The sequence below is a fragment of the Sulfitobacter sp. THAF37 genome (genome assembly GCF_009363555.1).
In the GTDB taxonomy this organism is placed as follows: domain Bacteria; phylum Pseudomonadota; class Alphaproteobacteria; order Rhodobacterales; family Rhodobacteraceae; genus Sulfitobacter.
The window spans coordinates 784,199-805,741 of the sequence record NZ_CP045372.1 but is presented as its reverse complement, the minus strand read 5'-3'; the positions used below and the strand labels follow the sequence as shown (position 1 = coordinate 805,741).

21 protein-coding genes are annotated in these 21,543 nt (G+C 61.7%); 18 read left to right on the top strand and 3 right to left on the bottom strand.

Annotation, left to right across the window (positions count from 1 at the left end):
- Nucleotides 1-20: 20 nt before the first annotated feature.
- The 6 genes from FIU94_RS04055 to FIU94_RS04030 all read left to right on the top strand — a co-directional run bounded on the left by FIU94_RS04055 (nt 21) and on the right by FIU94_RS04030 (nt 5,946).
- The gene (locus tag FIU94_RS04055; RefSeq protein WP_152464556.1) at nt 21-1,469 is read left to right on the top strand and encodes an FAD-linked oxidase C-terminal domain-containing protein; all 1,449 of its coding nucleotides are present in this window, start codon (nt 21-23) and stop codon (nt 1,467-1,469) included.
- A 76-nt stretch (nt 1,470-1,545) separates the two neighbouring features.
- Nucleotides 1,546-2,655, top strand: a complete 1,110-nt coding sequence (locus tag FIU94_RS04050) for an FAD-binding protein (protein ID WP_152464555.1) — start codon at nt 1,546-1,548, stop codon at nt 2,653-2,655.
- Nucleotides 2,652-3,020 carry a hypothetical protein gene (locus FIU94_RS04045; protein ID WP_152464554.1) on the top strand — a complete coding sequence of 123 codons (369 nt, stop codon included), beginning with the start codon at nt 2,652-2,654 and terminating at the stop codon, nt 3,018-3,020. Before FIU94_RS04050 ends, FIU94_RS04045 begins: the two co-directional genes overlap by 4 nt.
- A gap of 30 nt (nt 3,021-3,050) precedes the next feature.
- Entirely contained in the window at nt 3,051-4,445 is a 1,395-nt protein-coding gene (glcF, locus tag FIU94_RS04040) for a glycolate oxidase subunit GlcF (RefSeq protein WP_152464553.1), read from the top strand.
- Between the two features lie 96 nt (nt 4,446-4,541).
- Nucleotides 4,542-5,330 carry a serine protease gene (locus tag FIU94_RS04035; RefSeq protein ID WP_152466940.1) on the top strand — a complete coding sequence of 263 codons (789 nt, stop codon included), beginning with the start codon at nt 4,542-4,544 and terminating at the stop codon, nt 5,328-5,330.
- A gap of 145 nt (nt 5,331-5,475) precedes the next feature.
- Nucleotides 5,476-5,946 (top strand): Hsp20 family protein, encoded by a 471-nt coding sequence (locus FIU94_RS04030; protein WP_152464552.1) that lies wholly within the window; start codon nt 5,476-5,478, stop codon nt 5,944-5,946.
- A gap of 205 nt (nt 5,947-6,151) precedes the next feature.
- On the opposite strand, the gene FIU94_RS04025 is transcribed toward FIU94_RS04030, so the two are convergent.
- Nucleotides 6,152-6,613 (bottom strand): hypothetical protein, encoded by a 462-nt coding sequence (locus FIU94_RS04025; protein WP_152464551.1) that lies wholly within the window; start codon nt 6,611-6,613, stop codon nt 6,152-6,154.
- A 222-nt stretch (nt 6,614-6,835) separates the two neighbouring features.
- Here FIU94_RS04025 and FIU94_RS04020 point away from each other — a divergent pair, with 222 nt between their 5' ends.
- Nucleotides 6,836-7,522, top strand: coding sequence for a hypothetical protein (locus FIU94_RS04020; protein ID WP_152464550.1), 687 nt, complete (start codon nt 6,836-6,838; stop codon nt 7,520-7,522).
- 407 nt (nt 7,523-7,929) lie between these two features.
- Here the strand turns inward: FIU94_RS04020 and FIU94_RS04015 are convergent, their stop codons facing one another.
- Nucleotides 7,930-9,405, bottom strand: coding sequence for an NAD-dependent succinate-semialdehyde dehydrogenase (locus tag FIU94_RS04015; protein WP_152464549.1), 1,476 nt, complete (start codon nt 9,403-9,405; stop codon nt 7,930-7,932).
- Between the two features lie 98 nt (nt 9,406-9,503).
- Here FIU94_RS04015 and FIU94_RS04010 point away from each other — a divergent pair, with 98 nt between their 5' ends.
- The 10 genes from FIU94_RS04010 to FIU94_RS03965 all read left to right on the top strand — a co-directional run bounded on the left by FIU94_RS04010 (nt 9,504) and on the right by FIU94_RS03965 (nt 18,925).
- A complete protein-coding gene (locus FIU94_RS04010) occupies nt 9,504-10,295 on the top strand; it encodes an alpha/beta hydrolase (RefSeq protein WP_152464548.1) in 792 nt (263 codons plus the stop codon).
- Between the two features lie 179 nt (nt 10,296-10,474).
- Entirely contained in the window at nt 10,475-11,566 is a 1,092-nt protein-coding gene (locus tag FIU94_RS04005) for a histidine kinase dimerization/phosphoacceptor domain -containing protein (protein WP_152464547.1), read from the top strand.
- 229 nt (nt 11,567-11,795) lie between these two features.
- Nucleotides 11,796-12,872, top strand: a complete 1,077-nt coding sequence (locus tag FIU94_RS04000) for a hypothetical protein (RefSeq protein ID WP_152464546.1) — start codon at nt 11,796-11,798, stop codon at nt 12,870-12,872.
- The gene (locus tag FIU94_RS03995; RefSeq protein ID WP_152464545.1) at nt 12,862-13,107 is read left to right on the top strand and encodes a hypothetical protein; all 246 of its coding nucleotides are present in this window, start codon (nt 12,862-12,864) and stop codon (nt 13,105-13,107) included. The genes FIU94_RS04000 and FIU94_RS03995 overlap by 11 nt, the downstream gene beginning before the upstream one ends.
- Nucleotides 13,100-14,227: a hypothetical protein gene (locus FIU94_RS03990; protein ID WP_152464544.1), complete on the top strand. Its 1,128-nt coding sequence runs from the start codon at nt 13,100-13,102 to the stop codon at nt 14,225-14,227. Before FIU94_RS03995 ends, FIU94_RS03990 begins: the two co-directional genes overlap by 8 nt.
- Before the next feature lie 53 nt (nt 14,228-14,280).
- On the top strand, nt 14,281-16,218 hold the full coding sequence (locus FIU94_RS03985) for an ATP-binding protein (protein WP_152464543.1): 1,938 nt from the start codon (nt 14,281-14,283) through the stop codon (nt 16,216-16,218).
- Nucleotides 16,215-16,529, top strand: a complete 315-nt coding sequence (locus tag FIU94_RS03980; protein ID WP_152464542.1) for a hypothetical protein — start codon at nt 16,215-16,217, stop codon at nt 16,527-16,529. Before FIU94_RS03985 ends, FIU94_RS03980 begins: the two co-directional genes overlap by 4 nt.
- Before the next feature lie 132 nt (nt 16,530-16,661).
- Complete coding sequence (locus FIU94_RS03975) at nt 16,662-18,017, top strand: DUF6638 family protein (protein WP_152464541.1); 1,356 nt, start codon at nt 16,662-16,664, stop codon at nt 18,015-18,017.
- Nucleotides 18,018-18,284, top strand: coding sequence for a hypothetical protein (locus FIU94_RS03970; protein WP_152464540.1), 267 nt, complete (start codon nt 18,018-18,020; stop codon nt 18,282-18,284). It abuts the gene before it with no gap.
- A gap of 11 nt (nt 18,285-18,295) precedes the next feature.
- Entirely contained in the window at nt 18,296-18,925 is a 630-nt protein-coding gene (locus tag FIU94_RS03965) for a DUF1523 family protein (protein ID WP_152464539.1), read from the top strand.
- Nucleotides 18,926-18,949: 24 nt separating this feature from the next.
- On the opposite strand, the gene FIU94_RS03960 is transcribed toward FIU94_RS03965, so the two are convergent.
- The gene (locus tag FIU94_RS03960) at nt 18,950-20,527 is read right to left on the bottom strand and encodes a DUF5928 domain-containing protein (protein WP_152466939.1); all 1,578 of its coding nucleotides are present in this window, start codon (nt 20,525-20,527) and stop codon (nt 18,950-18,952) included.
- Between the two features lie 149 nt (nt 20,528-20,676).
- On the opposite strand from FIU94_RS03960, the gene FIU94_RS03955 reads away from it, so the two are divergent.
- Nucleotides 20,677-21,495 carry a sulfotransferase family protein gene (locus FIU94_RS03955; protein ID WP_152466938.1) on the top strand — a complete coding sequence of 273 codons (819 nt, stop codon included), beginning with the start codon at nt 20,677-20,679 and terminating at the stop codon, nt 21,493-21,495.
- Nucleotides 21,496-21,543 lie beyond the last annotated feature (48 nt).

Genomic DNA, 21,543 nt, shown 5'->3' with positions numbered 1-21,543 from the left:
TTTACCAAAGGAGGGATGCGATGGATATGCCCACGCCCGATGCTTCGGTCTTGGCCCGCAAGGCGCAGCTTGTCGCCCGCTTGCGTGAGGTGCTGCCCTCGGATGCCGTGATCGACGACCTGAACGAGACGCGCGCATACGAATGTGACGCGCTGACCGCCTACAAATGTCCGCCGATGGCAGCGGTCCTGCCCGCCACCACGGCGGAGGTGTCGGACGTCCTGCGCATTTGCCACGCGGCGGGCGTTCCGGTTGTCCCGCGCGGATCGGGCACGTCGCTGGCGGGTGGTGCCCTGCCGACGGCGGATTGCGTCATCCTCGGCGTGGCAAGGATGAACGAGGTGATCGAGACCGACTATGTCAATCGCCTGATCCGGGTTCAGACGGGCCGGACCAACCTCAGCGTGACTGGCGCGGTAGAGGCGGACGGGTTCTTCTACGCGCCGGATCCCTCCAGCCAGCTGGCCTGCGCCATTGCCGGGAATATCGCTATGAACTCCGGCGGGGCGCACTGCCTGAAGTACGGCGTGACCACGAACAACCTGCTGGGCGTAACCATGGTCATGATGGATGGCGAAGTGGTCGAGATCGGCGGCGGCCATCTGGACGCGGGTGGGCTGGACCTGCTGGGGCTGATCTGCGGCTCCGAGGGCCAGCTTGGCGTCGTGACCGAAGCCACCCTGCGCATCCTGCCCAAGCCCGAGGGCGCGCGCCCGGTGCTGATGGGGTTCGACGACAACGAGGTCGCCGGGGCCTGTGTGTCCGACATCATCAAGGCGGGTGTGCTGCCGGTCGCCATCGAATTCATGGACCGTCCCTGCATCGAGGCGACCGAGGCCTTTGCCAAGGCGGGCTACCCGATGTGCGAGGCGCTGCTGATTGTCGAGGTGGAGGGTTCGGACGCCGAGATCGACCACCAGTTGTCGCTGATCGCCGGGATTGCCCGTCGGCACAATCCTGTCGAACTGCGGGAAAGCAAGTCGGCCGAGGAGTCGGCCAAGATTTGGCTGGGCCGCAAGTCGGCCTTCGGGGCGATGGGGCAGATCAACGACTACATGTGCCTGGACGGCACGATCCCCGTTTCCGCGCTGCCGATGGTGTTGCGCCGGATCAGGGAGATGAGCACGGAATACGGTCTGGAGGTTGGCAACGTCTTTCACGCGGGTGACGGCAACATGCATCCGCTGATCCTGTTTGACGCGAACAAGCCCGGCGATCTGGAACTGTGCGAGGCTTTCGGCGCGGAAATCCTCAAATTGTGCGTGGAGGTGGGCGGATGCCTGACAGGCGAACACGGCGTGGGCATTGAAAAGCGCGACCTGATGCATGTGCAGTACGCGCCCGACGATCTGGAGGCGCAGATGGCGGTGAAGGATGTCTTTGACCCGGCGTGGCTGCTGAACCCTGCCAAGGTTTTTCCGCTGGGCGCGTCCGAGGGGCACAGGACGGCAAGGTCGGCGGCGGCGTAAGGCATTCGCGACGGGCGCCGTCCCGCCGGGGCCACCGCTGCACCAACTTCCGCTACAATTCAGGATCAAGACGCAGATGAAGATCACTACCGAAGCAGAGCTGAGCGCAGCCGTCATCGGGGCGGGGGGGCCGCTTTCCATTCGCGGCGGCGACACGCGCGGATTTGCCGGGGCGGGCGAGCCGCTTAGCGTTGCGGGGTTGTCCGGCATTTCGCTCTACGAGCCGGGCGCGCTGACGCTGGTTGTGAAGGCGGGCACGCCGGTGGCGCAGATCGAAGCGGCGCTGGCGGAAGCGAACCAGCGACTGGCTTTCGAGCCGATGGATCACAGGGGCCTCCTTGGAACCGGCGGCGAACCGACAATCGGCGGTATCTTTGCCGCAAATGTCGGCGGACCGCGGCGGCTGGCCGTGGGCGCGGCGCGGGATTTCCTGCTGGGCGTCCGCTTTGTCGATGGCCGCGGCGCGTTGATCAGGAACGGCGGGCGGGTGATGAAGAACGTCACAGGGTACGACTTGGTAAAACTGATGGCGGGGTCTTTCGGCACTTTGGGCGTTCTCACCGAAGTATCGCTCAAGGTCCTGCCCCGCCCCGAGACCGAGGCGACATTAATCCTGGGCGGTCTGGACGACGCCAGCGCGGTTGCGGCGCTTTGTCGTGCGATGGGCAGCCCCTACGAGGTGACGGGCGCGGCCCACGATCCCGCCGCCGGTGAAACCTGCCTGCGGCTCGAGGGATTCGAGGATTCGGTCAGCTACCGCATGGCGCGGCTGCGCGACCTTCTGGGGCACGCCGATACCCGCGTGTCGGAGGGATCGGCGTCCGCGCGCATTTGGGCAGGCCTGCGTGATGTCGAACCCTTTCACGAGGCCCAGGGCGATGTGTGGAAAGTCTCGTGCAAGCCCTCGGACGGGCCGGGCCTTGCCGAGCGCAGCGGGGCCGAGGCGCATTATTTCGATTGGTCCGGCGGGCTGATCTGGCTGCGGAGCGAACCGGGGTGCGATCTGCGCGCCCGGCTGGGTGCTTTCGATGGCCATGCGACCCTGATCCGCGCGGATGCCGCGACCAAGTCGCGGTTGGGCCGGTTCCACCCCGAACCGCCCGGGGTGGCGCGCCTGACCTCGGGGCTGCGCGCCCGGTTCGATCCGAGGAACATTTTCAGCCGTGGCGAAAAGGAGACGGCATGACGCCTCTGATCAGCATGTTCATGGTATTCTTCGTCGGAGGCCCCTTGGTCTTCCGTGCCCTGACCCAACCCGCGCCCTCCCGCGGCGCGATGCGGTCGGTGGCGGTCTTTGCCTGTGTCTCCGCCATGTTCAGCTTGGGGTTGCGGTTCGGCTTTGCCGAGATGTTGGACCGCGACAGCATGATGGCGCTGGCCTGTGTATTGGGACTGTGGTTCGCTTGGATCGGGGTCCTGGCCCTGGGGGCGCAGGCGGTTCGGCGCGTTGATACAGGTCCGCACATGCGCCGCTGGTCGGCGGTCTTGGGTGCCGGGGGCACCACGGTGCCATGGTTCGGCCTTGGCACGGCGCAGATGCTGGCGGGCTGAACCCGCAGCAAGGACAAGAACGGAGCAGCCATGCAGACCACCTTTACCGCCGCCCAGTTGGAAGACCCGGAGATCGCCTGCAGCAACGATATTCTGCGGTCCTGCGTGCACTGCGGCTTCTGCACCGCCACCTGCCCGACCTATCAGGTGCTGGGCGACGAGTTGGACAGCCCGAGGGGGCGCATCTACCTGATCAAGGACATGCTGGAGAATGAGCGGGTGCCGGATGAAAAGACGGTCAAGCATATTGATCGCTGTCTGTCCTGTCTGGCCTGCATGACGACCTGCCCCTCCGGGGTGCACTACATGCATCTGGTCGACCATGCCCGCAGCTACATCGAAACGCATTACAAGCGGCCTCTGGGGGATCGGGCGCTGCGCTGGGTCCTTGCGCGGATACTGCCCCACCCGATGCGGTTCCGAGTGGCTTTGCTGGGGGCAAAGATCGGACGTCCCTTCGCCCGGCTGATGCCGGATGCACGGTTGCGGGCGATGCTGGAGATGGCGCCCAAAGTCATCCCACCGGTCAGCCGAAACGACGATCCGCAGAGCTTTCCCGCCGAAAGCCCACGACGGATGCGGGTCGCGCTGATGACGGGGTGTGCACAGAAGGCGCTAAATACGGACATAAACGATGCCACCATCCGGCTGCTCACACGGCTGGGCTGCGAGGTTGTCGTGGCGCGCGGTGCGGGGTGTTGCGGCGCGCTGACACACCACATGGGCAAGGTCGACGAAAGTCACCGTGCCGCCGCCGCCAACATCCGTGCCTGGACCGCCGAGATGGATGGCGCCGGGCTGGATGCCATCGTCATCAATACCTCCGGCTGTGGCACCACGGTCAAGGACTACGCTCACATGCTCCGCAATGATTCGCTGGCAGCCGATGCGAAACGTGTGTCGGATATCGCGGTCGACGTCTCGGAGGTGCTCATGCAGCTGACAAACTCCGTGGATGAAGCAGCCGACAAAAGGGAAGCGAAGGACAGGATTGCCGGGACGGACCGCCGGAAAGAGGATGCGCCACATCCATCGAAGGGGCTGACGGTCGCCTATCACGCTGCCTGTTCGCTGCAGCATGGCCAACAGATCAAGAGTTTCCCCAAAGATCTGCTGACGTCCGCGGGGTTCACCGTGGTCGAACCTGCGGATTCGCATTTGTGCTGCGGATCGGCGGGGACCTATAACCTGATGCAGCCGGAAATCGCGACGCAACTGAAAGCGCGCAAGGTGCGGACGCTGGAGGCCAGGGCGCCCGATGTGATCGCGGCAGGCAACATCGGTTGCATGATGCAGATCGGCTCTGCCGCGTCGGTGCCGGTGGTCCACACAGTGGAATTGCTGGATTGGGCCTTCGGCGGACCGAAGCCGCCGGCGCTGCGGGAAAACCTGCCTGACGAGGCGGAAATTCCGCGCCTGCGTTAACCGATCTGCCCCATTTTTGCCGCAAGTTGTCGATAGTGAGGCAGGGCTTATCAAGTCTTGGAGATGTACGTGCGGCGCTGGATGGCAATGACTTTGATGGTGCTCGTCACCACCTCTGCGGCTTTTGCTCAGGATGCCCGTCTCAAGCGCCTTGATACAGGCGATGACGCTGCCGCCTGGGAGGCTGTGGGACGGCTGGACATCGACGGTGGGGGGTTTTGCACCGGTACGCTGATTGCACCCCGACTGGTGCTGACCGCCGCCCATTGTCTGTTCGACCGCGATACCAAAGAGCGGATTGATCACAGCAAGGTGCGTTTCCTCGCCGGGTGGCGGAATGGCCGCGCCGGGGCTTACCGGGACGTGCGTCGCGCGGTGGTGCATCCCGATTACGTCTATGACGGTGTCGTTTCTTCGGACCGGGTGCGCAACGACCTGGCGTTGCTTGAACTGCAGCGCCCCATCAACAACACCACGATCAAGCCTTTCGGCACCGCGGCCCGGCCGCGGCCCGGCGATTCGGTCGGCGTGGTCAGCTATGCCAGGGACCGGTCCGAAGCACCGTCCCTGCAGGAGGTCTGCAAGGTGATCGCCCAGCAGGAAGGTGTTCTTGTCACCTCCTGTTCCGTCGATTTCGGGTCCAGCGGCGCACCGATATTCTCGCTGGAAAACGGTGAGGCACATGTGGTCTCTGTCGTCTCCGCCAAGGCGGAGGTGGGCACGGAAGTCGTTTCTCTCGGCACGGCACTGTCGACACCGCTTGCCCTGCTTCAGGCCGAGCTGGTCGCCGGACAGCGCGCGATGTCCTCCAGCAGCGGTGGCAGCAAGAGCCTGATGGCAGGTCAGCGTAGTTCCGGTACCGGTGCGAAATTCGTCCGTCCCTGATCCGTTTTCCCGGGTCTTGAAATCGAATTTCGCCCTCCCCATCTTAGTCGCACCGAGACGCCTATGCAGGGTCTTGGCAGCAAACCTGGGCCTGTCCGATGGTGGAAGGCCTGCCACGTTAATCGCTCTGATATGAGGATGACTTATGCGTACCTATGATTTTGCACCGCTCTACCGGTCCAGCGTCGGTTTTGACCAGATCGCCAACATGATGGACCGGGTCCTGAGCAATGATGGGGCCACCCCCAGCTATCCCCCGTACAACATCGAGAAACTGGACGACGACAGCTATCGCATTTCGATCGCGGTCGCAGGCTTTTCCGACGAAGACCTGAGCGTCGAAGTTCGGGAAAAGGCCCTGATCGTGTCCGCGCGCAAGGCCGATGAAGATGACAGCAAGACCTACCTGCATCGCGGTATCGCGACCCGCGCGTTCGAGCGCCGCTTTCACCTTGCCGATCACGTCCATGTGACGGGTGCGGCGCATGCGAACGGCATGCTGCACATCGAGCTGGAGCGCCAGGTGCCCGAAGCCCTGAAGCCGCGCCAGATCCAGATCGCCTCGGACACCCGGGCGCTGGACAAAGACGTGGTCGACGCGAAATCCGTCAACTGAGGCGGACAGTTCAAACCGGCCTGCCGGGTTCGCGGCGGGAGGTCTGAAACTGACCCCATGCAGACCGTGCCCGGAGCAGTGATGCTCCGGGCTTTTTCGTTGTGGTGTCGATGTTGTTGGGTTCTTCAATAAAAGGGGGCCGGTTCCGTCGCGGCGGAACCGGCCCCGGACAGCCGAGGCAGTCTTGGGTACAAACCGGGGGAGGTCAGTTTGTCTGCGTCTCGGTGCCCATTCCTGTGCCGCCACCCAGCTGTTGCTGGACCGCAGCGGCGAATTCCTGTTCGGTAACTTCAAGTTCCAGTTCACCATCGGCGTTCAATTGCTCAGGGCTCTTGATCGCAACGCGCCCGCCCTCGACCTGATAGGTGTCTTCCAAGGCGATCTCATACCGGTGGGTGCCATCGTCCATCGGTGTCATCGTCTCGATCTTTCCGATCACCGCGTCATCCGAGGTCACAGCAACGGCGCTGCCGTTCTCGACCGCTTCCATCGAGGCGGTTGCATCGCCGACTGGCGCTTCGGCCGTGGCCTCGGGTGCGGTCTGTGTCATCGGCGTTTCGGGTGACTGCGAGGCATCCGGCGCTTCCTGCGCCATCAGTGGCATCGCGAATGCAGCGGCGAGAGCGGTTGAGCCTACGAGGGTACGCGTGGTTTTCGAGAAGGTCATTGTCGTTCCTTTCAGTCGTTTGGCGGTTTCCGGAAGGCGGTGTGCCTGCCGGTTGTGGCGCCAACCCAGACATGGGGGTGCCGTTCCCGTATCGCCAAGGCGTCGGCACGCACTTGCCCAGATCGCGGCATGTCGGCGGGGGATTGCTGGCCCGGTAAGGGCGGTCACGAAATTTTAGGTTGAAGCTGCGAGGTTGCCGCCATCCAACCTGCCGGAGACCCGATGCACCTTGCTGTCGTCCTTTTCATTGCCGCGTTTGGCAACCTGATGTTTGCCGCAAATGCGAGTGCCGAGGGCGGATCGTTGTTTGCAGCGGGCGTCTGGGGCGACACGCGGCCCGGTCTGAGCGCCGCGCGCGCCTCGGACGGGGCGGCAGTGCGGGCCGCCAGCCTGTTCGTGGGGCGGGCGGAACGGGGTCTTTTCGCGGACCGGGTCCCGCAGGCGCCGGCTTTTGCCGCGGCGCCATCTGCCGTTGCGGGGGGATCGGACCTTGCCATCATCCGGGGCCTGATTCAGGAGGCGGAGTCGCGGCGCGACGGGTACGATGCGGTGCAGCACGGGGCACGGGTAAAACCGCCCAAACCACCGACACAGATGACCTTGGCGGAGATCTATGAATGGATTGAGCAAACGCCGGGCCAGCCTCATGCGATCGGGCGGTACCAGTTCATTCCGGTTACGCTGCGGCGTGTCGCCAAAAAGCTTGGCGTTGGCCCGCAGGCGCGCTTTGGTCCGCAGCTGCAGGACAGACTGGCGGATGTGCTTCTGGCCGAAGCGGGGTTGCACCGGTTTCGCGACGGCAGCCTGACGCGGGTGGCCTTCATGAACAACCTGGCGAAGATCTGGGCCGGGCTGCCCAATGCATCGGGCCGGTCGCATTACCATGGTCATGCGGGCAACCGGGCGTAAATCTCGTGGGAAAGGTTCGAGGCCCAGATGGCAAGCATCGACCCTGCGGTGGTGCTGGCCGGGGCGGGGGGTGCCCCCTCACCCTAGGTCGTGTTGACATTCATTTTCGGCCACCCGTTTCAGCCCAAAATTGCTCAGTTCCAGGCAAGAGAGCGCAGGAATAGCCAGCTATTTCAAGCTCTCTTAACGCGGAAATGGGCAATTTTGGCGAAACCCCTTCGGGGCGCGGCGGATTTTGCCTCTGCCATCCCGGATGTTCACTTCAAATGATCACATTGCTGCGCTCACATCAGGGCGCCAGCGGCAAAATCCGTCTCGCGCGGGTGGTCGACAATGAATGTCAACACGACCTAACCCTCTCCCCCGCGGGGGAGAGGGGATTTGCTGTGCCCTTGGCGGGCGGTGCGTCAGACGGACATGCAGATGTATTTCATCTCCAGGTAGTCCTCGATGCCGTGATGGCTGCCCTCACGGCCAAGGCCGGACTGCTTGACGCCGCCGAAGGGCGCGAGCTCGGTCGAGATGATGCCAGTGTTCACGCCGACGATGCCGTATTCCAGTGCTTCGGCGACCTTGTAGACCCGGCTGAGGTCCTTGGCGTAGAAGTAGGACGCGAGGCCGAAGATGGTGTCGTTTGCCATTTCGATCACGTCATCCACATCGTCGAACCGGAACAGCGGCGCGAGGGGACCGAAGGTTTCTTCCTTGGACACTTTCATGTCCTGGGTGACGCCGGTGATGATGGTGGGGGCGAGGAAGTTTCCTTCCAGCTTCTCTTCCTTCGAACCGAGGATGATCTCGGCCCCTTTGGAAACCGCGTCCTCCACGTGTTCCTTGACCTTTTCGCTGGCGTCGCCGTTGATCAGCGGGCCAAGATCCACGCCGTCGCCAAATCCATCGCCGACTTTCATTTTGCTGACGCGGTCTTTCAGCTTCTCCGCAAAGGCGTCGTAGACGCCGGATTGCACATAGATGCGGTTGGCGCAGACGCAGGTCTGGCCGTTGTTGCGGAACTTGCACATGATTGCACCTTCGACCGCGGCGTCGAGGTCGGCGTCGTCGAAGACGATGAAGGGGGCGTTACCGCCCAGTTCCATGGAGCATTTCATGACCTGGTCCGCTGCCTGGCGCAGCAGGATGCGGCCGACTTCCGTGGAGCCGGTGAAGGTCAGCTTCCGCACTGCCGGGTTTTCGCAGAATTCCTTGCCGGCTTCGGAAGAGGAGCTGGTCGGCACCACGTTGAAGACGCCGGCGGGGATGCCGGCGCGTTCGGCCAGCACGCCCATGGCGATGGCGCTGAGCGGTGTTTCCGTGGCAGGTCGCGCGACGAAAGCGCAGCCGGCGGCCAGTGCCGGCGCAGCCTTGCGGGTGATCATCGCGTTGGGGAAGTTCCACGGCGTGATCGAGGCGGCGACGCCGATGGGTTGTTTGATCACGGTGATCCGTTTGTCGCGCTGGTGGCCCGGGATGGTTTCGCCGTAGACACGCTTGGCCTCTTCCCCGAAGAACTCGATGAACGAGGCGCCGTAGGCGATTTCGCCCTTGGCTTCGGCCAGCGGCTTGCCCTGTTCGGCGGTCAGGATGGTGCCCAGATCGTCCTGGTTCTCCATCATCAGATCGAACCACTTGCGCAACACGGCGGCACGTTCCTTGCCGGTCCAGGCGGCCCATTCCTTTTGCGCCTTTTCGGCCTGTGCGATGGCACCGGCGATCTGGGCGCGGCTGAGGTTCGCGATCTGCGCGATCACGTCGCCGCGGGCGGGGTTCGTCACGTCGAAGGTACCGTCGTCGCCGTCGACCCACTTGCCGCCGATATATGCACGGGTTTCAAGCAGGGCCGGGTCCTTGAGCATGGATTTCAGATCGGTCTTTGAGTCAGTCATGTATCTCGTCTCCGCTTTTGTCTGTGGCACCCAAAGCAACATTGGCTATGATTGTCCAGTTCCCGTTTGTTTCGGGGCCGCTATCCAAAGGACGAAGTATGACGCAGTTTGACGATGCCTACGACAATTCCGGCCACATTGAGGGCGCCGAGGACTTTCCCCCGACATGGAAACGGGCAGCCGCGGCGTTCCGCAGTGAGCTGGGCGCACGGGCGCAAACCGATGTGTCCTACGGACCATCGGATCGGCAGGCATTCGATTTTTTCCAGCCCGAAGGCGTGTCGCGCGGTACCGTCATCTTTGTTCACGGCGGGTATTGGAAGGCGTTGGACCGCAGCTACTGGTCGCACCTGGCCGCTGGGCCGCTGGCGCGCGGCTGGGCGGTGGCGATGCCATCCTATGACCTGTGCCCGGATGTGCGGATCAGCGATATCACCGGCCAGATCGCCGCGGCGGTGACAGAAATATCCGGGCGAACCTTCGGACCGATCTCGTTGGCGGGGCATTCGGCAGGCGGCCATCTGGTGTGCCGGATGATGGACCCGCTGGTGCTGTCCGTGGAGGTGCGCGACCGTATAGAGAACGTTGTTCCGATCTCGGCCCTGGCGAACCTGGCACCGTTGATGCAGACTTCGATGAACGATATCCTGCGTATCGACACATCGGAGGCGCAGGCCGAAAGCCCGGTCAACATGAGCCCGCCGCACGGGGTCAACGTGACCGTCTGGGTCGGTGCGGATGAACGTCCCGCCTTTCTGGAGCAGTCCGAGCAGCTGGCCCGTGCCTGGGGGGCACGGCAGTCCGTGGTCGAGGGCAAGCACCACTTCGATGTCATCGACGCACTGGCCGATCCGGAGAGCGACATGGTGCGGGCGCTTCTGGGCGGGTGAGCCACCAGTTTCCGTCAGGCAAACCATCAGGCCCGTGATCAGGCAAAGCGGGGAATTCTGCTTGCCTGGAGGTCATGAACGGATCGGACTTGACCCGACCGGCCCCTTCCACAATACCGTTGCTGGATTGAAATACGGGCCAGATCCTTGCGATAGGGCGCGGTAACGAAAGAGCCTGAATGTCAGACAAGCTGATCGACGATGAGGAAATCCGCCTCGCCCTGCTGCGCGGATACAACATCCTTGATACGGCCCCGGAAGATGGGTTTGACGATATCGTCAAACTGGCCCGGACGATATGCGAAACACCGATTGCCCTGGTGTCGCTGGTCGAGAAAGATCGCCAGTGGTTCAAGGCAGTCGAGGGTCTGGACGTGACCGAGACTCCTATCCGGATGAGCATTTGCGCCCATGCGATCCAGTCCGATGACTTTCTTGAGGTACAGGACACCACCAAGGATGACCGCACTAAGGGCAATCCGCTGGTGATCGGTGATGAAAACATCAGGTTTTATGCTGGTGCATTACTGAAGAACGAGAACGGCGTGGCGCTGGGGACGCTCTGCGTGCTGGACCGAAAGCCACGCGCCTTGAATGAAGTGCAGCGCACGACGCTGGAAATACTGGCCAAGCAGGTGATGCGCCACCTGGAGCTGCGGGATGCGCTGGGTGCTGCCGAGATGCTGCGTCGCGAAGTGGACCACAGGGTCAAGAACTCTCTCCAGTCGCTGGAGGCGCTGATCCGGATACAGGCGCGTTCCGTCAAGACCGAAGAGGCGCGGGATGCGCTGGAGGCGGTTCAGGGGCGGCTGGCGATGGTTAGCAACCTGCACGAGGCGCTTTACCTGTCCGATGCGGGCGCCATGGTCAATCTGGCGACCTTTCTGGATCGCGTGGTGCAAACCGCGTCGGGCCAGATGCCGCAGGGCGTGATCGTGCGGCACGAGGTGGAAGCCTGCAAACTGGAATCCCGTGCCGCGTCTTCGGTTGGTATGGTCGTGAATGAAGCCATCGCAAATGCCGCCAAATACGCCTTTGACGGGCGCGAAAAAGGGGCTTTCGAAATTGTGGGCAAGGTTGAGGGGGAGCATTACGTCCTGACCTGCGCCGATGACGGTGGCCCCGCCGCCACCGGAGGTGTGCAGACAATCGTCGGCACCGGTCTGGGCACGCGGATCATGCAGGCCGCCGCCCAGCAGTTGGGGGGCGAAATAGACGCTTCCAGCGAAGAAAAAGGTCACGTCGTCACCCTGCGCTGGCCGCTGGATTAAAGCGTTCGGGATAGACTTGAAACATCCCACATCACTTTTCGCGCTCGACCGAAGGGAGAGGCAGCGAACAAGTGATCCACGTATGTCCCGAAACGCTCTGCTGGCGCAATCCGCTCTTCCCAAGGGCTTGGGCATTTGCCAAACTCGGGGCGAATTATCGCGGCAGGGGATGTAAATCCCCGTAACATTTTCTATATCGTTCTTAACTTATTGAGAAATGGAGCTTTCGATGGCCAACTTGGACGCACAGGTCAAGGAATCCCAGGCGCAGGTCGCTCAGGCGCAGTCGAAGATCGCAGAGCTGACCAGCCGGATCGAGACGGCTCGGGCCAAGCTGAAGGCTGGTGACGATGCGATGATCGACATCGAGAACGCGTCTTTGGAAGACGTCCACGCGCATACCGATGTGATGAACGCGAATATCGCCGAACTGATCATGGGCCTGGATGACGTGACCGCCGGGTTCAGCCGCGACTTTGACGAGATGCGCAGCAAGACGGGGATGGAGACTTTTATCGGCATCTTTTCCCGCGCCAAGGCTGAAAGCATGCGTCAGGAACGCGTCCGCGCTGCCTCCATCGACGACAAATTGCAGGATCTGATCAGCAAATCCGACGTGATTGTCCAGTTGCTGGAAGGCCAGTTGGCGATGCTGGAAGAGCAGAAGGTCAAGGTCGAGAGCAACCTGGGCGAGACGCTGAATGAACGCGAGCTGACGGTGGGCGAGCTGGAAACCATCCGTGCCGACATCGGCGGCATGGACCCGGAGATCATCAAGCTGGAGAACGCCATCGCGTCAGAGGCGGACGCGGCGAAACGCACCAAGCTGGAAACCGAGCTGGCCGAGGCGAATGCAAAGTACAACGCGCTGGTGCAGGAGGAGCAGGTCAAGCTGGCCAAGTCCCAGACGCTGGAACGCTATATCGAGAAGGGCAAGACCTGGATCGATTCATTGCAGAACCAGGCGGCGACGCAGATGGTGCTGATCAACAAGCTGCAGACCGACACCAAGCAGCGCGTGGTGCTCTATGACGCGCTGACCAAATCGCTGAAAACCGCGCAGCAGCAGGATGTGGCGCACCGCATCAACGAGATCGGTGTGAAGACGGATCAGGAGGCGCAATCCGCCATGGCGGGCATCGGGGCGGCCACCAATGCACGCATGGCCGAGATGATGGAGAAACACGAGGACCACATGGTCTTCGCCCGCGAGGTGCTGGAGGCCAAAGCCAAGGCGGATGAGCGTTTCGCCCGGCGCTTTGCCAAGATCATCGAAAAGCACGACAGCAATCAGTATGGCGGCTGAAAAGGAATACAGGAACAGGCATTCGGGAAACTTGCTTTCCGACCGAGGCAAGCGCGACTTGCTGATTGCCATTTCTCTGATTGGCCTTCCCCCTCTTCTGATGGTTGTCTTCGGTATCAGCATTGGGGCCAATTTCTATGTGCTGGGGCTGTTGATCTCTGTGTTCATTGTCATCAGGACGTGGAGCCGGGAGTTGAACTGGGTCATTCTGAAGAGACGCTTTTTTGATGGCTGATCTGTCGCTTTCGCAAGATCATGTCGGTATCACCGACACCTTCGCGTCGCGCCGCTACTTTGCCAAGTTCGAAGGCATCATGCAGCACATGTTGCATGTGGCGGGCGTGATGCAAGCCGAAGGGGCGCTGGACCGAGATGAAATCGAGATACTCACACGCTATGCGGCCAAGCTGACCCATACATTCCGGGCGCTCAGCTACAAATACCTGCTGGTCGGGCGTGAAACAGGCCGTTTCTTTGGCTCGCTCACCATGGACAACCGCGACAGCGGCTTTCCGGTGGCGGCAGAGATCATGACCATGGCCAACGACGCGCAGCAGGCCGCGACACGCTTGCAGAACATGCCGTCCGAGGCGCGGCTGAAGGACGAAATGGTGCAGACCATCCTTGGCGACCGGAAAATTCCCACCAAGCTGCAATTCGCCCTGTCGCAACGGCTCTATTACGCCGAACTCGCGCGTGGCGACCTTTTCTGGGTGAACAATGACCCGCAGGCGGCCTGGATGGGCAATGTAGGCGAGGGGCGCAGGCGGTTCCGCGTGCACTGGTCAACCTACGATTCAGAGGTAAACCTGCCGATCATCTACCTGATGGAGCTGGAGGATTCCGGGCGAATCGGTCTGCCCAAGGACGAACGGCGCTGGCCCGAGGTGCAGGCGCACCTGAGCGCACAGGCGCTGGGCGGGTTGAAGCTGCTGACCATCGCGCGCGGCTTTGACCAGGATTTCGACGACCTGCACCCCAAGCGGCTGCGCCGGTTCCACCTGGGGCCGATGTACAGCCATGCCTATACCCGGCAGGCAGGCCCCCTGCGTGAGGTCCTGGCGGAGGCGAACGCGCCTGCGGGCCAGGATTGGGCACTGGTCTGGACTGAGGAAGAACTGGTGAGCGACCGGGTGATCGAAGAGAAATCCGGCTGGTTCTCAACCGTCGAGCGGGAGGTCTTTGCGCTCGACCCGTTTGGCGTGCAGGGGCCGGACCTGGGCGCGACACGGACGGAGCGGAGCATTATCCTGCCTCAGCGGCCCTATCAGGTGCTTGAGGAGAAACGGCCGCCCGGATTCGCGTCGGTGCGGAAATATGTGGTCAGCGCGAAAGGACGGGTTCTTCGATATTAGCGAAGCTGCGCCAAAAGAGTGTATTTATTGAACAATGAAAATAGGGTTGTGATATGAGCCAGGCATCTGATGCGATGGAGCTTCGGGAAGAGGATATTGCAAAGCACGTAAGCGTGGCACAAGCCCTGCTGGAAGGGTTCGATCACGCGCCGCGCATTGGAAAGCCCACGGATGAATCTGCCCAGCCGGAACGCTCTCCCGGCATCGGTACGCGGCGTCGGTTCCGCAGCACCACGCCGGGTCTGGCCACGCGGCGGACCACCCCCAGCGGTGCGGTGCAGCTGCTGGCGCGGATCGAGGGGGCGGATGAGGGCGATACGCTGATCACACCTTTGCAGGCGACCGTCATGCATGCCCTGCGCCGCGCCACAGCCATTGCGCTGGCGGTGGCAGAGAACGTGGCAGAGCAATCCGGGCTGGGCGATCTGAAACGCGCCAACCTTGAAGGATCGCTGCCTGCCGCGCGCAAGTCCGAATTTTCCGAACTGCTGGCGGCGGAGGCGCTGGTGACGCTGTATGTCTTTGGCAATGCCACCGCCTATCTGCTGTCGTCGCATTTGTCAGAGACGACTGTGGAAGTCGGCGATGTGGACGAGGTGCTGACCGACAACGGCCAGACCGCGCTGCATGGCGCGCTGTGGGAGCTGGATCAGGACATTGCGGCACATGCGCAGGACGATGCGCGGCTGGTGGCCACGGTCAGCGCCTTTGCCGAGGCGTTGATGGAAAAAGTCGCGCTGCGCGCCCAGACCGCCCCGCGCCTAGAGGCATTCAGGGGCGCGTCCTGGCGGGTCGAAGCGGATGATTTCACCGTGGCCGGGTTCAGCCCTGCGTCCAGGGCAAAGTCCACCAAGCTGACCATGACCTTCAAGAAGCCGAACGAGGTCGTGGGCAACCACATCGCCAAATATCAGGCGATGAAACTGGCCAAGATGCTGATGGCCTATGATTTCGACCGTCGGCTGAACCCTTTCGCTGAACTGGGCGGCTTCATCTTTACCTTCATGGGTGACGGCGCGCCGGGCACGGGCAAGACCACGCTGATCCAGATGATGGCGGGGCTGATCAGCGAATATTGCGGCAACGCCGACTATCCGTTCCGCTATCAGAACCTGAGCACCGACAACATCGACAGTTATCAGGGCAAATCGGGGCAGAATGCCAAGGCGTTTATCAACACTATCATCGACCCCGGCGTGATCGGCTTTGGCACCATTGACGATATCGACCAACTGGCGGGCAAGCGCGGCGACCGGCAGTCGAGCGCGGGCCAGCTGGAGATCACGGCGGTCCTGATGGAGAGCTTTGCGGGGGCCAATACGGTGGTGCGCGGCAATTGCACCTTCGGCATGTTCTCGAATTACCCCGAGAACGTGGACGATGCGCTGCGCCAGCGCGCCGGGGCGCGGTTTCTGGTGGACGGGCCGCAGACGCGAGAAGATTACGTCGATATCCTGTATCTGCTGATGGGCAAGAACCACGACATCCCGCTGGGCGATCACAACGTGTTCGAGGCGCAGGCGATCAAGAAGGCGGTCGCGGCCTCGTTTGACGCCCATTCCAGGCCCCATGAGGCGGGGTTGCTGCGCGTCTACGACGCCGTGCGCGGAGAGATCGGGGAGCTGGATACGATCAACAAGCTGGGCACCTACCTGAAGGGCATCCAGGAAGCGGACGCGCGGTTTACGGGGCGCGCGATCAAGAACATCACCGACGCGGTGAAGGTGCGGGCGATGGACTTTGAACTGCCCGATGAGTGGATGGAGAACCCCGACCTGTTCCTGTTCAAGGGCTATGACGAGAAGAAGGCGATGATCGAGGACATGCGCCAGCCGATCACGGTGGAGATGGTGGTGCAGGAGATCAACCGCTACGCGGATTCAGAGTTCCGCTATGCCGACAAGTCGGACGAGGTGGCGATCGAGAATGCCGTGCGCGAGATGGGGCGGATGGAAGAGGCGAAGAAGCGGTATTTGGGGGGGCGGACATGACGCGTTGGCTGAAGCAAATCGCAGCCCTCACGGCGCTGATCACGATTGCCGCATGCGCCGAGACCGGCGATTATCGCCGGATCGCCACGACCGACGTGAAGGGCTTTGGCGTGGCGGTCGAACAGTCCCGCGCCGATGCAGGGACTTACCGCGCACAGGGCGCGTCCAAGCGTGACCGGGCACGGCTGGACAACGCCTATTTCGCGCGGAACGTGATCGGGATCCGGAACGTGGCCGGGTGCCCGCTGAAACCGGAGCTGATCCGGCATGACGGGGATGGGCCATATACGGTGGGGAAGGTCGTGTGTTAGGGCAATTCGCTGACCATTCAGTCGCATTTTTCAAGACACGAGCCGGAACGCGCACGAATTGGTGCGCGGCCCAGCGTGTCGCCGGACGGGAAATCAGCGCGCATGGATGCCAACCGACGAGGCGGGAATAGCATGAACCGCCTGATCAAACGCGGCCTCATGTTCGGCAACCTCTTCCACGTGGACTCCCCCGCGCTGGTGGACCGTTACAACCGTGCGCTGGAGCATCTGACGGGCAAGCGCACCCAACTTACCGACTTCCACGTCGACATCTCCGGCTATTCGCCCGAGGTCGGCGACGAGCTGGGCGACCACCTTTACCTCAACCACGCTGGCGTGAACCGGCAGTTTATCCTGCTGAGCATGGAGCAGCGCACGGCGCCATTGCTCAACATGAAATTCTCGACCTCGCGGGGTATCCTGCAGCAGTTCATCGCCGAGAATGAGGCGCAGTTGTTCGCGCTGACCGCCCGCGACGCGGTGGCGGGGGAGTTGGTGAACTCCGTCTTCGACGTGTCAGAGCCGAAGCGGCTGTTCGACCTCAGGCGGGTGAAGGTGGAGGCGGATACAACGGCAGGCACGGTGCGTGACGCGGAAAAGCTGGGGCAGATGGTCGAGCGGTTCAAGACCGAGAAAGACGGCTGGTACGACGATGTGCTGATCGCGCAGATGATCGAGCTGGCGGGCAAGACCGGGGATGTGGTGCGCAACCCGGTCAGGCTGCGGCAGATGTCCTTTGACCAGCGGAATTTCTGGACGGCGCATTTCGGCGGGCTCTACCTGTTTCAGGATCTGGATCATCCGGCGGTTGTGGCCCCCTCTGGCAAGGATCATCTGGGCGAGTTGCCGATCAAATATGTCTTTGACGCCGACGACCGGAACCAGCTTGCCAAGTTCTTTGAATACAACGACCTGACCGAAACGATTGTCGAGGCGCGGGGCATCAATTCGGCCGCGATCCTGCGGCAGAAGATGGATTTCATCCTGATCGACGCTGTGGCGGATGAAGGCGGCGACCTGACCGGGGCCACGCGTGCCGATATGCGGCGTCTGGCGCGGGAGCATGCGGGCAAGCTGCCCGAAGAGTTTCACGCGCTGGGCGCGCTGGTGAACTGGGCCGAGAATGGCGGCAACTGGCCGCGCATCACCTCGGATCATCCGGCTTATTTCTATACCCTCCGCGCCAGCGATACCAAGGATGCGGAACTGGTGAACATGCTGCTGGCCGAACTGGCCCCCAAGGACGCGCGGCAGATGTTCATCTGCCACAAGGAACTGTTCTACCAGACCTATGCGCGCTGGCCGGAGGCGAAGAAGGCCTATGTTGCCGATTTCCTTGTGGCCGAGTATCAGGTGGACAAGGCGGGCGCGCGGGCGGCGCTGTTCGGGCACGACGCCCCGATGGAGGAGCCCGCCCCCCGCAAGCCAGACCCGGTGTCCGACATGATGGCCCGTGTCGGCCCCTGGGGCGCGGTGAGGGAGAGGTAGATGTTTGCACTGATGCGTCTAGTGGTGGTCGGTTTTGTCGTTCTGACGGTCGTCTACGTCTGCCTGTCGTTCTATTCGCGCAGCGTGCGGCGGTCGAAGCTGCGCAAGAAGTGGTACGAGGGCAAGCAACTGGTCGACCGCGACACGTTTGTGCAGCGCGGACTTGAACGCTATGACGGGTCCATCCGGCGCAAGCTGATTTTGGGCGTCTACATCGTACCTGTCGTCGTGGTCGGCGTAGTCATCTATCTGACGAATTTTTCCTGAGAGGGGCCAACATGGCGATTATCAAGTGGGTATTCTGGATCACCGTCTGGGTGCTGGTTGCGGCCTTCTTTCACTACACGCTGCCGCAGGTCGACATCGTCAGGATCACGGATACCTATGAAAAGCGTGTCGATCCGGGTGAAAATTCGCTGTTCTGGGCGCAGGCCGATGTTGGCACGGACGGGACGCTGACGAACCGGGATGTGTTTTTCATCCAGACACGGCGGGCCAAGGGTGACGTGATGGTGTATCGCAACGAAGATACCGGATGGGGTTGGCCGCCTTATTTCAAGTTCGACACGTCAAACCTGCAGGCAGAGGCGGCGGACGGCAGATCCACGGACGCGTCATCGCGCTGGTTCGCGCTGAAGCATTACGGATGGCGCAATGAATTCCTGACGGTGTTCCCGAACGCGATCTCGCTGCGACCTGTGGAAGGGCCGGACGCCTCCAAGGGCATCCCATGGACCAACATCATCATTCTGACGCTCTTCTTTGCCATCGTCTATGCCATATGGGTGCGCTGGCGACGGTTCCGCCGCGCGCGGCTCGACCCCACCCTTGAGGCGATCGAGGATGATCTGGCTGAAAGGCGGCAGGGTGTGTCGAGGTGGTTCGCCAACAGGCGCGGCAGCAAATAGACCCGGCGGAAGAGCGTTGCGCGCTCAATCGGCGAACAGATGTTCGGTCCCGGCTATCTCGCGCGCCTTGGAGTCCGAGATGTTCAGGAATTTCTGAAGGGTCTCGGCGTTGATCTCGGGCTCGGCGGTTTCGCGCATCCGGAGGTGGTTTTCGAACTGCGCATCGCGGATGTGATCGCTTTCGTGGACCATATTGTTGCGGATAGTCGGTAGAAGCCGTTCAAGCGTATCCTGCGAGGTCTGTTCCCCTGCAAGGCCGACCCGCATGGCGTGACCGATCAGATAATCGTCCGAGAACTGGCATTCGATCTCCAGAATGCGCGTGATGGACCTGTCCGAGGCAAAGTCGTTCAGCAGCTCGATGTTGCCCGGATCCATGCAGACGATCAGGCGGTCCGTCTCGAAATAGTCGAACAGCATCCGCATCAACGCGCGCCGATGGCGATGCCGTTTCTCCAACGTGTTCTGGATGCCGCCCAGGTTGGGCAGCGGGGTGTCCTCCTCGTTAAAGAGGTATTCGATGGCCGGTACATTGGTGACTTGCCTGATGCGGTCCAGCACGCGCTTGGCGACATGCCATTTCTTGCAGACGACGATCAGCAGCTCGCGCTCGCGGCCCAATGTGCTTTCGGTTTCCCAGAATCGCGTGGCAAAGCGGCGGCCGATCCGGCCGCGGCCCGACAGGAATTTGAAAAGGCTCCGGCCCTCGTTGCTGATCTGGAACTGGACCCCTTCCGCCGCATAAAGCAGCCCGAGCCGTCGCTTCAAATCCTTCGCCTCTGGGCTGATCTTGCGGGCAAACAGATAATCCTGGCTGAGCAGCAGTTCGTAGTGGTCGTTGTAGAAGTTTACCGGCATCCCGTAGTCCGTGAACATCAGGAATGTCAGGGTCCGGCAGCGGATCTCTTCTTCGGGCACCAGGTGCCGGACCAGGGTCTGAAAGAACGTCTCATCCGGGATCCAGGTCGTGCGAAAGAAACGGACGACATCGCGGCGTTTCTTCACGAAATCCAGCAGCCATTCCACGGTACGCCGACGCAGGCACCACCACTGGCTGCCAATCATGACTTGCAAATCAGCGGGAATGTTCCGGGTTAACCCCAGCCGTTTCTGTACCTCAAACATCCAGTAGAAACGTTTCTTCTGGGTGCGTTCGTTGAACCAGTGGCGATAGATCAGCCTTTCTTCCCGCCAGCCTGTCTTGATCCAGTCGCTCTGGAAGTAGTCGAAGCTTTCGATGAAATCGGCTTCGTTATCATCGAGGAAACGGTGGGTGTATTCCCCTGACTTGATCGCCATGCAGTCGCCCGACAGCATGTAGAAATGGGTGGCACGGGGAAAGGTCTCGACCGCGGCGGTCAGCGCGCTGAGTGTGGCTTGCACAAGGGACCATTCGCCCCAGCCGCATTTCACACGCTTTTTGGCAAAGGTGACGTTGGGGTTATCCTCCAAAGCCTCGCGGATCTGCTGGTAGTGCGCCGGCTTGGCCCGTGCGTCAAAGTGGATGGACATGTAGTCGCCCACCGCTGTCAGTCGCTCGGCCTGCCGGATGATGGCAAGCGGATCCTTGTGACACAGCAGTATGTAGGCGATTTTGGCCACGGCGGAAACGAACTGCCCCTTTACCTTGTTTTGTTTACCTAGATAATGATGAAGCAACATTGAATAAACCGCATTTATTTGCTTTTTTGCGGCAACTCAGAACTGTTGCTGAAAACAGTCATGACGGAATGAGTGAGAGGCAGGCGGATATGGGGTTCCCCGGAACATGGATGACGGAGAGCGAGAGCGTGGTCTATCGCGTCGTGCCCAAGTGCGCCTGTTCAACGATCGGACAGATCATGTTCTACTCCGACCATGGCGAATTCTTTGACGGCGACATCCATGACGCGCAGTCGGGTCTGCACAAATGGGCGCTAGATGCGTCGCAATTGCCCATCACAGAGAACGTGAAGGGGCATAAATCCTACGCCTTCACCTGCGTGCGCAACCCTTACACGCGCATCCTGTCGTCGTTCTTTGACAAGATCTGCGGCATCCAGCGCAACGGCAAACGCTACCGCGGCAACCTTGTGCCGTTGCTGATCCAGAAGTACGGGATCGAGGTCGGCGGCGACGACGGCAAGCAGGAGTTCGACCAGATCGCCAGTTTCCGCCGGTTCTTGCTGTTCGCGCGCGATACCATCCGCTGGCGTCGGCCGATGGACCCGGACATTCACTGGTCGGCCATGTCGGGGCACGTAAGTACGTTCATTGTCAACGGTGGCACCTATGACAAGATTTTCTGGACCGAGCATTTCAACGACGGCATGCAAGATGTGCTCGACTCGATTAAGACCACGCATACGGTCAAATTGGCCGATATCCCGCGGTTCAATGAGAGCGAAGGGCACGGACCCAAGCGGGCGCATCCGGTCGAGGATTACTTTGACGATTTGTCCATGCATCTGATGCGGGAAATCTACAAACGTGATTTCGAGCTGTTCAAATACGACTTTGACAATCCGGGGAACAAGATGCCCGTCGGAGAGATTGATCTGGCCGAGGTGCATGCCAAGCTCGGGGATTGAGCGGGACTGTTGAGCCAGGCCAGCACCTCTTGATCTGGCCGCTCGAAC